Annotated in this window: 15 protein-coding genes, 1 pseudogene and 1 riboswitch; of the genes and pseudogenes, 12 read left to right on the top strand and 4 right to left on the bottom strand. The window is 62.1% G+C overall.

All coding sequences use genetic code 11. The features are described from left to right. Nucleotides 1-86: 86 nt before the first annotated feature. Entirely contained in the window at nt 87-578 is a 492-nt protein-coding gene (moaC, locus tag ACFQT0_RS07225) for a cyclic pyranopterin monophosphate synthase MoaC (protein WP_380201599.1), read from the bottom strand. 193 nt (nt 579-771) lie between these two features. Here moaC and ACFQT0_RS07220 point away from each other — a divergent pair, with 193 nt between their 5' ends. Genes ACFQT0_RS07220 through ACFQT0_RS07210 form a run of 3 tightly spaced genes read left to right on the top strand, consistent with a single transcriptional unit; the run spans nt 772 to nt 1995 of the window. Further along, nucleotides 772-1341: a hypothetical protein gene (locus tag ACFQT0_RS07220; RefSeq protein WP_380201597.1), complete on the top strand. Its 570-nt coding sequence runs from the start codon at nt 772-774 to the stop codon at nt 1339-1341. After that, complete coding sequence (locus tag ACFQT0_RS07215) at nt 1328-1591, top strand: molybdopterin-binding protein (protein WP_380201595.1); 264 nt, start codon at nt 1328-1330, stop codon at nt 1589-1591. The genes ACFQT0_RS07220 and ACFQT0_RS07215 overlap by 14 nt, the downstream gene beginning before the upstream one ends. Continuing rightward, nucleotides 1567-1995, top strand: a complete 429-nt coding sequence (locus tag ACFQT0_RS07210) for a hypothetical protein (RefSeq protein WP_380201593.1) — start codon at nt 1567-1569, stop codon at nt 1993-1995. The genes ACFQT0_RS07215 and ACFQT0_RS07210 overlap by 25 nt, the downstream gene beginning before the upstream one ends. Nucleotides 1996-2006: 11 nt before the next feature. Here ACFQT0_RS07210 and ACFQT0_RS07205 read toward each other — a convergent pair whose 3' ends face one another. From ACFQT0_RS07205 to ACFQT0_RS07195, 3 genes are read right to left on the bottom strand one after another with little or no spacing between them, the layout of a single operon-like run. Then, the gene (locus tag ACFQT0_RS07205; RefSeq protein WP_380205938.1) at nt 2007-2798 is read right to left on the bottom strand and encodes a polysaccharide deacetylase family protein; all 792 of its coding nucleotides are present in this window, start codon (nt 2796-2798) and stop codon (nt 2007-2009) included. Nucleotides 2799-2824: 26 nt separating this feature from the next. Beyond that, nucleotides 2825-3193, bottom strand: a complete 369-nt coding sequence (locus tag ACFQT0_RS07200) for a hypothetical protein (protein ID WP_380201591.1) — start codon at nt 3191-3193, stop codon at nt 2825-2827. Between the two features lie 43 nt (nt 3194-3236). Continuing rightward, complete coding sequence (locus ACFQT0_RS07195) at nt 3237-4073, bottom strand: glycosyltransferase family 2 protein (RefSeq protein ID WP_380201589.1); 837 nt, start codon at nt 4071-4073, stop codon at nt 3237-3239. Between the two features lie 337 nt (nt 4074-4410). Continuing rightward, nucleotides 4411-4519: riboswitch (SAM riboswitch) on the top strand. Nucleotides 4520-4591: 72 nt separating this feature from the next. Here ACFQT0_RS07195 and metH point away from each other — a divergent pair. From metH to ACFQT0_RS07150, 9 genes and pseudogenes are all read left to right on the top strand, one after another. Further along, a pseudogene (gene metH, locus ACFQT0_RS07190) lies at nt 4592-8285 on the top strand (methionine synthase). A gap of 95 nt (nt 8286-8380) precedes the next feature. Continuing rightward, the gene (gene metF / locus ACFQT0_RS07185; protein ID WP_380201587.1) at nt 8381-9337 is read left to right on the top strand and encodes a methylenetetrahydrofolate reductase [NAD(P)H]; all 957 of its coding nucleotides are present in this window, start codon (nt 8381-8383) and stop codon (nt 9335-9337) included. A 123-nt stretch (nt 9338-9460) separates the two neighbouring features. After that, complete coding sequence (locus tag ACFQT0_RS07180; RefSeq protein ID WP_380201585.1) at nt 9461-9958, top strand: tetratricopeptide repeat protein; 498 nt, start codon at nt 9461-9463, stop codon at nt 9956-9958. A gap of 705 nt (nt 9959-10663) precedes the next feature. Continuing rightward, a complete protein-coding gene (locus ACFQT0_RS07175; protein WP_380201583.1) occupies nt 10664-11113 on the top strand; it encodes a hypothetical protein in 450 nt (149 codons plus the stop codon). Next, nucleotides 11055-11219: a hypothetical protein gene (locus ACFQT0_RS07170; protein ID WP_380201581.1), complete on the top strand. Its 165-nt coding sequence runs from the start codon at nt 11055-11057 to the stop codon at nt 11217-11219. Before ACFQT0_RS07175 ends, ACFQT0_RS07170 begins: the two co-directional genes overlap by 59 nt. 36 nt (nt 11220-11255) lie before the next feature. Further along, complete coding sequence (locus ACFQT0_RS07165) at nt 11256-11696, top strand: putative signal transducing protein (RefSeq protein ID WP_380201579.1); 441 nt, start codon at nt 11256-11258, stop codon at nt 11694-11696. A gap of 61 nt (nt 11697-11757) precedes the next feature. Continuing rightward, the gene (locus ACFQT0_RS07160) at nt 11758-11919 is read left to right on the top strand and encodes a hypothetical protein (protein ID WP_380201577.1); all 162 of its coding nucleotides are present in this window, start codon (nt 11758-11760) and stop codon (nt 11917-11919) included. Between the two features lie 17 nt (nt 11920-11936). Continuing rightward, nucleotides 11937-12962, top strand: a complete 1026-nt coding sequence (locus ACFQT0_RS07155; RefSeq protein WP_380201575.1) for a PA14 domain-containing protein — start codon at nt 11937-11939, stop codon at nt 12960-12962. An 81-nt stretch (nt 12963-13043) separates the two neighbouring features. Continuing rightward, nucleotides 13044-13469 carry a hypothetical protein gene (locus tag ACFQT0_RS07150; RefSeq protein ID WP_380201573.1) on the top strand — a complete coding sequence of 142 codons (426 nt, stop codon included), beginning with the start codon at nt 13044-13046 and terminating at the stop codon, nt 13467-13469. Nucleotides 13470-13532: the final 63 nt, after the last annotated feature.

Genomic DNA, 13532 nt, shown 5'->3' with positions numbered 1-13532 from the left:
GCCAAATTCGCCCACATCGGGACGGGCCAGGGCGGCGTGTTTGGTACGTTTTGCGGTTGTGCTTAAATGACTGTCCATGGTGAAATTTACAAATTTTCGGCGCGATGGAAGTCGAGCTTGCCGCCGGTTTTCTCCACAAGCTGCACACTATCGATGGTGATGTCGTGCGAAAACGCCTTGCACATGTCGTAGATGGTGAGGGCCGCTACGGTGGCGCCGGTCAGGGCTTCCATCTCCACGCCGGTGCGGCCCGTGACTACCGCCGTGCACTCCACGCGCAGGGCATCGGGCCCGTCGGGCTCGATAGTGACCTTGCAGTCGTCGAGGCCCAGCGGGTGGCACAGCGGGATGAGCTCGGAGGTGCGTTTGGCGCCCATAATGCCCGCCAGGATGGCCGTGTGCAGCACGGGGCCCTTGTGCGAGGGCATTTCGCCGGCCTGCACGCGGCTCAACAATTCGGCCCCCAGCACCACGCGGCAGCGGGCGCGGGCCACGCGGCGGGTGGGTGCCTTGGCCCCCACATCGACCATGGTGGGCTGGTTAGCGGCGTTTACGTGGGTGAAATTCTTGGTTAGCATAGAGCGTAGAGACGCATATTTGCGTCTAATCGTTGAACGGATGGCTGGTACCACAGCAACTGTTGCCGCCGACGTGTCAATAGCCAACTCCCGCCGCCGATTGTTTGGCAAAATAGAGCAGCGGCCGGGCGTTTGCCCGTTACATCGTTCAGCGAAGACGCAAATATGCGTCTCTACATTTTCCTTGCGCCTTATGCTCACCGTTGCCGAAGCCTTTGCCCGCGTGCTGGCCACCGCCCGCCCGCTCCCCACCGAAACCGTGCCCCTGCCCCGCGCCGCCGGCCGAATCCTGGCCGAAAACCTGGTGGCTGACCGCGACTTTCCGCCCTTCAACCGGGTGGCGATGGACGGCATAGCGGTGGTGCACGCTGCCTGGGCCGCGGGCCAGACCGAGTTCGAAATTGAGCACACGCAGTACGCCGGTGCCCCGCCCCAGCCGCTGCAGAACCCGCACGCCGCGGTAGAAGTGATGACCGGCGCTGTCTTGCCGCCCGGCACCGACGTGGTGGTGCGCTACGAGGACATTTTGCTGGCCGACAACCGCGCCACCATCCAGATTCCGCCGCCCTCGGCGCCCGGCGTCAACATCCACGGCCAGGCGGCTGACCGACGCCGAGGCGACGTGCTGCTCAAGCCCGGCACCCGCTTAGGCCCCGCCGAGCTGGCCGTAGCCGCCACCGTAGGCGCCGCCGATATAGCCGTAACGCGCGCCCCGCGCCTCGCCGTCATCAGCACCGGCGACGAGCCTGGTGGGCATCACTGAAACGCCTTTGCCGCACCAAATCCGGCGTTCCAATGCGTATGCGCTGCAAGCCCTGTTCACCCAGACGGGAGCCGATGTCTCGCTGTTTCACCTGCCCGACGACCGGGAAGAGCTAAGCCTGGGCCTGACAAACATCCTCGGCGCGGGCTTCGATGCCGTGGTGCTGAGCGGAGCCGTAAGCAAGGGCCGCGCCGACCACCTGCCCGGCCTGCTGCGCGAGCTGGGGTGGAGGAAATTTTTCACGAGGTAAACCAGCGGCCCGGCAAGCCCATGTGGTTTGGCGCGAGGCCGGAAGGGCCCGTGGTATTCGGCCTGCCCGGCAACCCGGTTTCTACCTTTCTCACGGCCTGCCGCTACGTGCGGCCCTGGCTGCGGGCCTGCATGCAGCCAGCAGATGCTTTAGAAACTACCGCAGCCCAAGAAGCGCCCGCGCCGGCCGTGCTCACCGTCGACATCAACTTCAAGCCCCGCCTGGCTCACTTTGTACCAGTGCGCCTGACTGTGGATACGGAAGGGCGCCGCCTGGCCACGCCGCTGCGCGTGGGCGGGTCCGGTGATTTGGCCGGGCTGCTGGGCGCCACGGCGTTTCTGGAGCTGCCGCCGGAGCCGGCGGTGTTTGAGGCGGGCAGCGTGTGGCCAGCGTGGCCGCTGTGAGGCCTACCGCGTCAGTTAACCAAACTCTTAAATACTTTCTGAAGGGTGTCTTTGACAACAGGAAAATAAAAGACCCCATCGCGCACCCAGGCCCGGTATTGAGCCGCACTCGAAACGTGACCCGTGCGGACCAGGCTTTCGAAGACTTCCAGGCTGCAACTGGTGTTCATTTCCACGCGTGGCAGCCTTTTCAAGTCGTGGTAGGGAGTGACCTGGCCGCTGTGCACGGAAAATCCCGCCCGGTAATTGGCGTGGTGCAGGGCCTGCAGTGTGTGCCGGTCGTAGCTGCCGTACGGAAAGGCATAGAATGCAACATCGGCGCCCAGATTGCTTTGGATGAGGCGCTTGCTCTCGTCAAGCTCCGTCCGCAGCTGTTGGGCCGGCAGGCCGGCATGGGGTACGTGCGTGCAGCTGTGCGCTTGTATGTTCCAGCCCAAAGCGTGCATTTCCCGAACTTCGGCCCACGTCAGCGGCCGGTCGCCGGGTGGCACCGCGGCGGCGAATGAGGCCGGAAATTCTGGCAACCCGACAAAGCCGGTGGTCAGAAAGAGGGTGGCGGCAAAGCCGTACTTACTTAAGACCGGAGTCGCCTGTGTCAGCAACGACAGGTAGCCATCGTCAAAGGTGATGACCACGGTATTGGGCGTTAACTCACTGTCCGTCAACCGCCGGTGCAGCTCCGCTACGGTTATGGCTTCGTAACGGTGCGCGTGAAGCCACGCCATTTGCTGCTCAAACAGTTGGGCTGCTATATGCACCGCGTGGGGGCTGGGCCCGGGGTGGGCCAGCAGCGCGTGGTACATGAGCACCGTTGTTCCGGAATAGGCCATTATACCTTCTGCTGTTCCTGTCGGGTGGCGCTCCAGTCTTCCACGCCTTGGCCCAATATAATGGCGCCCGCCGACCTGGCCACCGTAGCGATGAGCTTAAAGCTGGAAAACAGCAGCAGATAAGACCGTGGGCGGGCCCCAATCAGCCACAGACCAATGGAGCCGTAGAGGGCGAAAGCTATAATGAATCCCAGCCAGCCCCATCCGTTCACCAGCGCCACTTCTTCGAACGCAAAGCTCAGGCCCCCAACGACCACCGCTGCCAGCAGCAGGATGGACCGGGGCGGCTGCAGCAGGTCGGCGGCGACGTCTAATTGGGACAGGTTGCCATTTTTTATCCCGCGCAGCAGCATGCCCGGGCCGTGCATTTTGAGCGACTGGAAGTAGCCCGAAAGCCACCGTTTGCGCTGCTTATGAAACGCCTTTGCATCGCATACGACCTCGTAGCTCAGGCGAGCCGTGGGGCAGTAGGCCACGTGCATGTTTTTTGGTCAGATGTATTTTCCACTCCTTGTCCTCGGCCAGGGAAGTTACCGGCAGGGCCGCCAACTCGTCAAAAACCGACTGACGCATGGAGCAGCCCAAGCCAAGTAGAAATGCACCCTGGCCCAGCAACTTGCGCGTGCCCAGCAGCACCCACTGCCGCAAGGCCTCGGCGGCGGCGTCGAGGATGGTCACGTCCGACTCGAACGCGTTGCTCACGCTTCGGAACGACTGCACCACCGATGCCGCACCGGGCTGGGAGTACATTTTGTCTAGCTCAAGCAAATAGTCGTCGGCCAGCGCGCAATCTGCGTCGATGATGCAAACCACAGCTTCCGGAGAATCTCCCTGAAACGGGAGCTTGCCGCTGGCGTATTGCAGCGCCTGCGCCTTGTCGGAGCGGTCCGGCGTTGTACGCTCCAGGCAAAGCACTCCCCGGGCCCGCTTGGCGATGGCCGCCGTGTTGTCCGTGCAGTTATCGGCAATTACCACGGTCTTGTATAGCTCTGCCGGATACTTTAGCCGCTGTATGCTGGCCAGTAACCCCGGCAACAGTCGCGCTTCATTATGAGCCGGGATTAGCAGCACAAACCTGGTACTTATCCCGGTAGTACTGGCATCGCTACGCGTAAACAGGCGCTTGATTTTGTTGTAGAACAACAGAAAGATACCAGCCGAAGAAATAGCGTAAAGACAAGACCCCAGAACATAGGCTTGAACAAAATACCAAACAAGCGTCAACGTACTGGTTAGGGCCTGATGCATAATGAATACTTTACAGATTAGTTGAGCTAAAAAGAACTGTCACAAGATTAAACATGACATTATTAAGACATAAATATGCATTTTTAATACGAACAAGCAAAAGCTCATCCTCACTTTCTTCGGTAGCGCCCTCGTTGTCAATAGTAACCGAGACAATGTTTTACCTGAGCTAATTGGTTCTGTTCTATAAGCAACTATTAAATAAATCGGTGCAGGTCAGACCGCTCCCCGTCCTATGGAGGTGCCTTAAAACCAAGAGCGGGGCAACAGCGCGAGCAGCAGCCCTGAAGTGGCAGTTGTCCCATATTTTTTCATTGCGTTGTATCTTCGCCCTACGCTGCTATCCAGAAAGACCGAGGGACCGGGCCCGATGACGTCTTGGCAACCTACCGCGAGTAGGTGCCAACTCCCGTTTCACCGCGTTTTTAGGTGAAAGAAGATGACAGCCGGAACCGTACTCAACTGTACGGGTTTCTTTCTGGATACGCGCTGCTTGCCCGTTACTCAACCCGAAAGAAATGTCCACTGCCACCCTCGCCGCGCCCTCTCCCCTTCCCGAACTGCTCCGCCAGCGCCTGCTGATTCTCGACGGCGCCATGGGCACCATGATTCAGCGCCACCCGCTGACCGAGGAGGACTTTCGCGGCGCCCGCTTTGCCGACCACCCCAAGCCCCTGCGCGGCAACAACGACCTGCTCAGCCTCACCCGGCCGGATATAATCAAGGGCATCCACGCCGAGTACTTCGCCGCGGGGGCCGACATGGTGGAAACCAACACCTTCTCCGGCACCACCATTGCCCAGGCCGACTACGGCCTGGAGCACGTGGTATATGAGCTCAACTACGAGTCGGCCCGCCTGGCCCGCGAAGCCGCCGACGAGTACTCCACGCCCGACAAGCCGCGCTTCGTGGCCGGCGCCGTGGGCCCCACCAACCGCACCGCCTCGCTCTCGCCCGACGTAAACCGCCCCGGCTTCCGCGCCGTAACCTTTGATGAGTTGGCCACCGCCTACCTCGAGCAGGTGCGCGGCCTCGTAGACGGTGGCGTCGACACCCTGCTCATCGAAACCATCTTCGACACACTGAACGCCAAGGCGGCACTCTACGCCGTGCAGAAGTTCTTTGATGAGGGCGGCCGCCAGGTGCCGCTCATGATTTCGGGTACCATCACCGATGCTTCGGGCCGCACGCTCTCGGGGCAGACGGTGGAGGCATTCTGGAACTCCATCAGCCACCTGCCGCTGCTGAGCGTGGGTTTGAACTGCGCCCTCGGCGCGCACCAGGCTCAAGCAGTACGTGGAGGAGTTGAGCCGGATTTCCAACGTGCACATCTCGGCTTACCCGAATGCCGGTTTGCCGAATGCGTTTGGTGGCTACGACGAATCAGCCCAGGAATTCGCGGCGCTGGTTGAAGACTATTTGAAGGACGGCATCGTGACGGTGGTGGGCGGCTGCTGCGGCACCACGCCGCAGCACATTGCCGAGCTAAGCAAGCTGGCCGAGCAATACAAGCCGCGCCCGCTGCCCACCGAAATCCCCCCGCTACCCACCTGAGCGGCCTGGAACCGTTTGCCATCAAGCCCGAAAGCCTGTTTGTTAACGTGGGCGAGCGCTGCAACGTGACCGGCTCGCGCGCTTTTGCCCGCCTCATCCGCACCGGTGCTTATGAAGAAGCCCTGGCCGTGGCTCGGGTACAGGTAGAAGAAGGCGCCCAGGTGCTCGACATCAACATGGACGAGGGCATGCTCGACTCGGAGCAGGCTATGACCACCTTCCTGCACCTGATTGCCTCGGAGCCCGACATTTCGCGGGTGCCGCTGATGATAGACTCCTCGAAATGGAGCGTGCTGGAAGCCGGCCTGAAGTGCGTGCAGGGCAAGAGCATCGTCAACTCGATTTCGCTGAAAGAAGGGCCGGAGGTGTTTTTGCAGCGGGCCCGCACCGTGCGCCAGTACGGCGCGGCTATGGTCGTGATGGCCTTCGATGAGGAAGGCCAGGCCGACACGCTGGAGCGCCGCAAGGAAATCTGCCAGCGCAGCTACGACCTGCTGATGAGCATCGATTTCCCGGCCTCGGACATTATTTTCGACCCCAACATCCTCATCGTCGGCACCGGCATGGAGGAGCACCGCAACTACGCCATCGACTTCATCGAGGCCGTGCGCTGGATAAAGCAGAACCTGCCGGGCGCCCTTACCAGCGGCGGCGTGTCGAACATTTCGTTTTCCTTCCGCGGCAACGAGGTGGTGCGCGAGGCCATGCATGCGGCCTTCCTCTACCACGCCATCCGGGCGGGGCTGGACATGGGCATCGTGAACCCCAACCAGGCTCGCGGTGTACGACGAAGTGCCCAAGGACCTGCTGGAACTGGTGGAAGACGTGCTGCTCAACCGACGCCCCGACGCCACCGAGCGCCTGCTGGAATTTGCCGAAACCGTGAAGCAAAAAGGCAAAGTCGAAGTAGTAGCCGATGCCTGGCGTAGCCTGCCGGTGCAGGAGCGCCTCTCACACGCATTGGTAAAGGGCATCACCGAATTCATTGACGAAGACACCGAAGCCGCCCGCCAGGAGCTGGCCCGCCCGCTCGACGTGATTGAAGGCCCGCTGATGGCCGGCATGAACGTGGTAGGCGACCTGTTTGGGGCTGGCAAAATGTTCCTGCCGCAGGTCGTGAAGTCGGCTCGCGTGATGAAGAAAGCGGTGGCCTACCTCGAACCGTATTTGCTGGCCGACAAGCAAGGCTCGGACCGCCAGACGGCTGGCAAAATTCTGATGGCGACGGTGAAGGGCGACGTGCACGACATCGGCAAGAACATTGTGGGTGTGGTCCTGGCCTGCAACAACTTCGATATCGTGGACCTGGGCGTAATGGTGCCGCTGGAGAAGATTCTCGACGAAGCTCAGGCCCAGAACGTGGACGTGATTGGCCTGTCCGGCCTCATCACGCCTTCGCTTGATGAGATGGTGTACGTGGCCCAGGCCATGCAGAAGCGCGGCATGAAAGTGCCCCTGCTCATTGGTGGCGCTACCACCTCGCGCCTGCACACCGCCGTGAAAATCGCGCCCGCCTACAGTGGCCCCGTGGTGCACGTGAACGACGCTTCGCGCAGCGTGGGCGTAGCGGCGGGCCTGCTAGGCTCCGGCGAAGCGGCCTATGCCGAAACGGTAGCCGCCGACTACGCCGCCCTGCGCGCCGACTACGCCAGCCGCCAGCGCGACAAGAATTACCTGACCATCGAGGCCGCCCGCGAAAACGGGTTCAAGTCGGATTGGGCTAACACCAGCATCACCAAACCCACCTTCCTGGGCACGAAAGTGCTGGAAGACTACGACCTCGCTGAGCTGGCCGAGTACATCGACTGGACGCCCTTCTTCCACACCTGGGAGCTGAAAGGCCGCTACCCGCGCATCCTCACCGACGAGAACCTGGGCGAAGCGGCAACCAAGCTTTTCGAAGACGCCCAGGCCATGCTCAAGCGCATCATCGACGGCAAGCTGCTCACGGCTCGTGCCGTGCTCGGTTTCTGGCCCGCCAACACCGTTGATTACGATACCATCGAAATCTACGCCGACGACAACCGCGACACGGTAGCCACCGAGTTTTTCACCTTGCGCCAGCAGGGCGAAAAGGGCCCAGGCATCCGCAACATCGCCTTCTCCGACTTTCTGGCGCCGAAAGACTCGGGCCGCCAGGACTACATGGGCGGCTTTGCTGTCACGGCCGGCATCGGCATCGAGAAGCTGCTTGACCAGTTTGCCGCCGACCACGATGACTACTCCAGCATCATGGTGAAGGCCCTGGCCGACCGCCTGGCCGAGGCCTTCGCCGAGCGCCTGCACGAGCGGGTGCGCCGCGAGTTCTGGGGCTACGCGCCCGACGAGCACCTCAGCAACGAGGACCTCGTGCAGGAAAAATACCGCGGCGTGCGCCCGGCCCCGGGCTACCCCGGCTGCCCCGACCACACCGAGAAAATCACCTTGTTCCAACTGCTCGACGCGGGCGAGAAAACCGGCATCACGCTCACCGAAAACCTGGCCATGTACCCGGCCTCCTCGGTGAGTGGCATGTACTACGCGCACCCCGATTCGCGCTACTTCGGCCTGGGCAAAATCGGCAAGGACCAGGTGGCCGACATAGCCCAACGCAAAGGCATGGAACTGGCGGATTTGGAGCGGTGGTTAATGCCCAACCTGAACTACGAACCGAAGTAACGTAGCGTGGACTCTGCGAGTCCGCGCCTGAACGATACCTGAACTACCCTTCCTTACGCTTCCATGCGCGGACTCGCAGAGTCCACGCTACTTATATGAAAGTTACCGAACATTTGGAGCGTGCCAACGGCAAAACGCTCTTTTCCTTCGAGGTGCTGCCGCCGAAAAAGGGCGAGAACATCCACACGCTCTTTTCCAATATTGAGCCGCTGATGGAGTTCAAGCCGCCGTTTATCGACGTGACCTATCACCGCGAGGAATACGTGTACCGCCAGCACCCCAACGGCCTGCTGGAGAAGAAAACCGTGCGCCGCCGGCCCGGCACGGTAGGCATTTGCGCGGCCATCAAAAACCGCTTCGACGTGGACACCGTGCCCCACCTCATCTGCGGCGGCTTCACGAAGGAAGAGACCGAGAACGCGCTGATTGACCTGCACTTTCTGGGCATCGACTCCATCCTGGCCCTGCGCGGCGACCCCATCAAATCAGAAGGCGTGTTCAAGCCCGAGCCTGACGGCCACGCCTACGCCTGCGACCTCATCGGCCAGGTGGCCAACCTGAACAAGGGCGAGTACCTCGACCAGGAGCAGGACGACGTGTGGGCCACCAACTTCTGCATTGGCACGGCCGGCTACCCCGAAAAGCACTTCGAGGCGCCCAACTACAACGCCGACATCCGCTACCTGCGCCACAAAGTGGACCGCGGCGCCGACTACATCGTGACCCAGATGTTCTTCGACAACGAAGAGTTTTTCCGCTTCGAAAAGCTCTGCCGCGCGGCGGGCATCGACGTACCCATCATCCCCGGTCTGAAGCCCCTCACCACCAAATCGCAGCTCACGATGCTGCCGCGGGCCTTCTACCTTAACCTGCCCGAGCCGCTGGTGGAGGCCGTGAGCCAGTGCCGCGACAACGACGCCGTGCGCGCCGTGGGCATCGAATGGTGCCTCAACCAAAGCCGCGAGCTCATGGCTCACGGCGTGCCCTGCCTGCATTACTACTCCATGGGCAAGGCCGAAAGCATCCGGCGCGTGGCCAAGGAGTTGTTTTAGCTCAATCTAACCTCCATCATTTAGCCGCCGTATGGGCTTAGGTGCGCAGCACATTGTGCTCTGCCACCGGCCTGGGCCGATGGGGAGCCGCCTGCTTGTTGAATGATAACTGAAGGCTGTTAGATGTTAGACGACTTGTTTGCCTGCTTGCGGCTGGCCACGGCTCCGGCCGAGATTGAGGTTCTGCAAAATGGGATTTGGCAGCAGTGGCTGGCCTCCGGCGACGTAGCGCTCGACAAGGAGCTCGAGGCCGGCATGCGCGCCATGCAGGCGGGCGACCACACGCTGGCCATTCAGCATTTCACCCGTCTCATTCAGCTCAACCCCGACTTCAGCGAAGCGTGGAACAAGCGGGCCACGGCCTACTACCTGCGCGGCGAATACCGGGCTTCGCTGGCCGACATTGCCGAAACGCTGCAGCGCGAGCCCCGCCACTTCGGGGCGCTGTGGGGCAAGGCCAGCATCTTGCAGCAGCTAAACGAGTTCCGACTAGCCCTGCAGGTATTGAGCCGGTTGGCCAGGATTTGCCCGCACCTGCCGGGGCTGCAGGAGCAGCAGGCTCGCCCTGCGCGAGCTGTTGGAAGAGGGCGACCGCTGAGGGCTGGGCATAGCCGCAGGTAGTCCTTTTTAGCAGGGCGACCAGAACGTGAATTCCATCAGGCTGGCCGTTTTTGAACCAGAAGATGGCACCATCGTCCTGCTTTGAGCGAATCATAACTTGCTGGTAGCCGTCTTTGGTCTTTTCGGCTTTAAGCGGTTGGCCAAACACGGTTTCTAGGCTTTTGACAGTGGTTTTTTGGCTCAATTTCCACGAGCCATACTGTAGCACCTGCGGGGCTTTCGATGTAAAACTCACCTTTTCCATCAGATAGCCGTCGTGCGCGTTTCCGGTGAACTGGGCGTATCCGTAGTGCAGAGCGTACATCTTCTTGCCTTGCTCCTGGCTGGAGAGAAAACCACACTCGTAATGAGGTTCGTCAATTTTGAGGGGTTTGCCGAGACGCTGAACTACTTGTGCTTTGGTGGCTTTGAAGGGTAGCCCGTTCAGCCGCAGCTTGTCGAAGTCGATGCGGGCATCTTGCGCCAGACACGCGCCAGTGCCCATCCAGAGTGTGATAAACAGAACCAGAAACGCTTTCATACAGTGAATGAAGAATTGGGCTACTTCCCGATTCAACAAGAGGAAGCAGCCGGAATGGTAGAATTCGGCGAAAGATAAGCAACCGCTATATACCGAACAGCGCATCTTGCCGGCCGCTGGCGGCCCCGACGTAGCCATTACGGCCGCAAAGCCGTACCTAGGTCCAATTACTAACTCTTTGCCTTATGCTCCGCTCGTTTTCTCTGCTGCCCGCCGCCCTTTTTGTGGGCACCGCCCTCCTGCTCACCGGTTGTGACTCTACGCCCCGCGAACGCCAGGAGGTAGCCCGCGAAGGCGTGCGCGAACTGGACACCCTGGCCCGCAAAGCCGGCCAGAAAGTAGCCAACGTGGGCAAGGCCACGGCCCGCTACAGCGCTACTACCCGGGCCCGGCGCAATCAGCCCCTCGACCCGCGCCAGGAAATCGCCATGGAAAACAAGCTCATGGGCCCTTACTCCGGCCAGGCTCGACAACCTGACGCCCCTCGACCTGCCCAACGCCTACGCCCAATTCATACGCGCCGTGCGCGAGCAGCGCACCACCTGGACCGAGCGCGACTGGGACTACGCCCGCGCCGTGTACAAGCGCCTGAACGACCAGGTAAAGCAGATTCGCATGGACCTGCCGGCCCGTGAGGAAGTGCGCATCCGCGCGCGGCAGGCCGAATTTGTGAGCCTGCAGGCCGGCCACACTGCCAAAGAAATTGGCGAAGCCACCAAAGAAGAAGCGGCTCGGCGATAATCGCCGCCCGCAGAATAATCTGTACGCTTGCCCGGCATGTCCAGCCCCGATTCCGTCGTCTTTCTTGAGTCTTACTACGAGCCGATGGCGGCCAACCTGGCCCGCACCCGGCTGGAAGCGGCAGGCATTCCGTGCTTTCTAAGCAACGAAAACCTGGTGTCGCTGATGCCGCTCTACAGCCCCATCACGGGCGGCGTGCGGCTGCACGTGCGCCAGCGCGATGTGGACGCGGCCCTGGAGATTTTGCAGGACGTGCCCGTGCCGCTGGCCACCGGGCCCGATGTGGATTCTTTTGCCGCCGATGCTCCCGACCCGGTGGCGCCGCGCTGCCCCCGGTGCGGGTCGTCGGACGTGGCCTACGGGCCGGCTACGCGCAACACCTACGGCTTCTGGTCGGGGCTGCTGTCGGTGCTGCTGCGGTTTCCGCTGCGGGGCAAGCGGTTTCACTGCTTTCATTGCGGCCACGAATTTAAGTAGCGCCGGCCTCCATATTGTGGGAGTTGAATACTACAATTTCCACAATTGCCGTTCTTGGGGCATGGCTAAGGCAACTATTCGGTGGTTTGGGCAAATGCTGGTGGGCTGCTGGCTGGCAGTAGCCCTGCCGTCGGTTGCCATCATGGCGCAATCAGCACCGGCGGGCGGCGACGGCATCAAGGAGACTACTATGAGGGCACTGACTTTGAACGGTTTGTACTGAGCCGGCGCGACGCGAGTTTGAATTTCAACTGGGGGCAGCAGCCTCCCGCTGCCGGGATGCCCTCGGAAAACTTCTCGGTGCGTTGGACGGGCTGGCTCTTGCCGCCCGCCAGCGGACGCTATGTCTTTCACGTTACCGTGGACGACGGCATCCGCATCTGGGTCAACGACAAGCTCATTCTCAACGAATGGCGAGGCCAGCCCGTGAGCAACTACACCGCGGCCGTTGAGCTAAAAGCGAACGAGCCCTACCGCCTGCGCATCGACTATTGCCAATACAGCATGGAAACGCGCGCCGTGGTTACCTGGGACCGGCCCGACACGGCACCGCCGCCCGCCTCGTGGCGCAACCTGTGGGGCATGACCGCCGACGCGCCACTGCCCCAGCCGATTCCCACGCAGTTTCTGTTCGCGCGCAACCCCAGGCCGACCCCGCCCCTGGTAGTACCGCTACGGCAGATTTCTGTGACAGCGAAGGCGCCACTCCAGCCACAGCGCAAGCCGCGCCTACCCCGGCCGCCCCGCACCAGAACTGCCCGCCCCGCTGCCGTGGTACGAGCGGCCCCAACGCCCGCGCCTGCGGCCGCAACATTGCCCGCTTCTCCTCCTTCGGCGGCGCTATTGGTTGCGGATTCGGCCAGCACCAGGCAGCTGGCGCGCCTGAGCGTGGGCGAAAGCGTGACCTTGCCCGAACTCTATTTCAACCAGGGCAAAGCACAGTTGCTACCGCCTGCTCGTACGGCGCTCGATGGCTTGGCCGCAGCGCTGCGCTCCCGTCCCGAGCTGAACTTTGAGGTGCAGGGCCACACCGACAACGTGGGCAATGCCGAGCTCAACCGCCAGCTCTCGCAGCAGCGCGCCGAAGCGGTGTGCCTTTACCTTACGGCCCACGGCGTGGCAACCGGGCCTGCGCCCCAGGGGCTACGGCGGCACCCAGCCCGTGGCCGACAACACCGACCCAGCCCAACGGCCGCTGAACCGCCGCGTGGTGCTGCGCCGGCTGTAGCGAAACCCCTAAGGCATGTCGGTCAACGGGCCGGTTGATAAATGATGCGCTTATCATGTCCACATCATGTTGGCCCGGTAGGTTTGTCTCATACTTTAACCAACCGATAGTCCCGCCCCATGAAAAAGATGCTTTTTTCCGCTGCCGCTCTCTTCTGCTCCTTTGCTGCCCTGGCCCAGACGCCCGCTCCCAGCGCCAAACACGCCAATAAGGCGGTAGCCGCCGACCACAAGCTCGAAGCCAAAGCCAAGCGCAACGACCAGGACCGTAGCGACGACAAGGCCGGCACGCCCGACAACCACGGCCAGGCCGTGCAGACCCTGGCCCACAGCACCACCCTCACGGGCGCCGAGAAAGGGGCTGCCATCAGCACCCTCGCCAGCGGCGGCCGCTCGGCAGCCAAAGGCCAGAGCGCCGACCACTCGGCGCGTGGCGCCCGCGGCGAGCGCAGTGCCCGCGGCGGCAACCGCAACGCCGGCAATCGTCCGGCTGGGGCGGGCCACCAGGGTGCCGGCCATCGGGGCGGTGCCGGCCGTGGCCGCTAGGCCCGTCCGCTAGCTACTTTATCGGCCGCGCTTCTGAAGAAATTCAGGGGCGCGGCCGACTCG

It is taken from the genome of Hymenobacter humi (assembly GCF_042665855.1).
Classification (GTDB): Bacteria; Bacteroidota; Bacteroidia; order Cytophagales; family Hymenobacteraceae; genus Hymenobacter; species Hymenobacter humi.
The sequence above is the reverse complement of the archived record's forward strand: the minus strand, read 5'-3'. Positions and strand labels throughout refer to the sequence as shown.

Coding starts and splice junctions, on each gene's coding strand:
- moaC (WP_380201599.1), bottom strand. CDS start 578: ATGCTAACCAAGAATTTCACCCACGTAAACGCCGCTAACCAGCCCACC.
- ACFQT0_RS07220 (WP_380201597.1), top strand. CDS start 772: ATGCTCACCGTTGCCGAAGCCTTTGCCCGCGTGCTGGCCACCGCCCGC.
- ACFQT0_RS07205 (WP_380205938.1), bottom strand. CDS start 2,798: ATGTACCACGCGCTGCTGGCCCACCCCGGGCCCAGCCCCCACGCGGTG.
- ACFQT0_RS07200 (WP_380201591.1), bottom strand. CDS start 3,193: ATGCACGGCCCGGGCATGCTGCTGCGCGGGATAAAAAATGGCAACCTG.
- ACFQT0_RS07195 (WP_380201589.1), bottom strand. CDS start 4,073: ATGCATCAGGCCCTAACCAGTACGTTGACGCTTGTTTGGTATTTTGTT.
- metF (WP_380201587.1), top strand. CDS start 8,381: ATGAAAGTTACCGAACATTTGGAGCGTGCCAACGGCAAAACGCTCTTT.
- ACFQT0_RS07180 (WP_380201585.1), top strand. CDS start 9,461: ATGTTAGACGACTTGTTTGCCTGCTTGCGGCTGGCCACGGCTCCGGCC.
- ACFQT0_RS07175 (WP_380201583.1), top strand. CDS start 10,664: ATGCTCCGCTCGTTTTCTCTGCTGCCCGCCGCCCTTTTTGTGGGCACC.
- ACFQT0_RS07165 (WP_380201579.1), top strand. CDS start 11,256: ATGTCCAGCCCCGATTCCGTCGTCTTTCTTGAGTCTTACTACGAGCCG.
- ACFQT0_RS07160 (WP_380201577.1), top strand. CDS start 11,758: ATGGCTAAGGCAACTATTCGGTGGTTTGGGCAAATGCTGGTGGGCTGC.
- ACFQT0_RS07150 (WP_380201573.1), top strand. CDS start 13,044: ATGAAAAAGATGCTTTTTTCCGCTGCCGCTCTCTTCTGCTCCTTTGCT.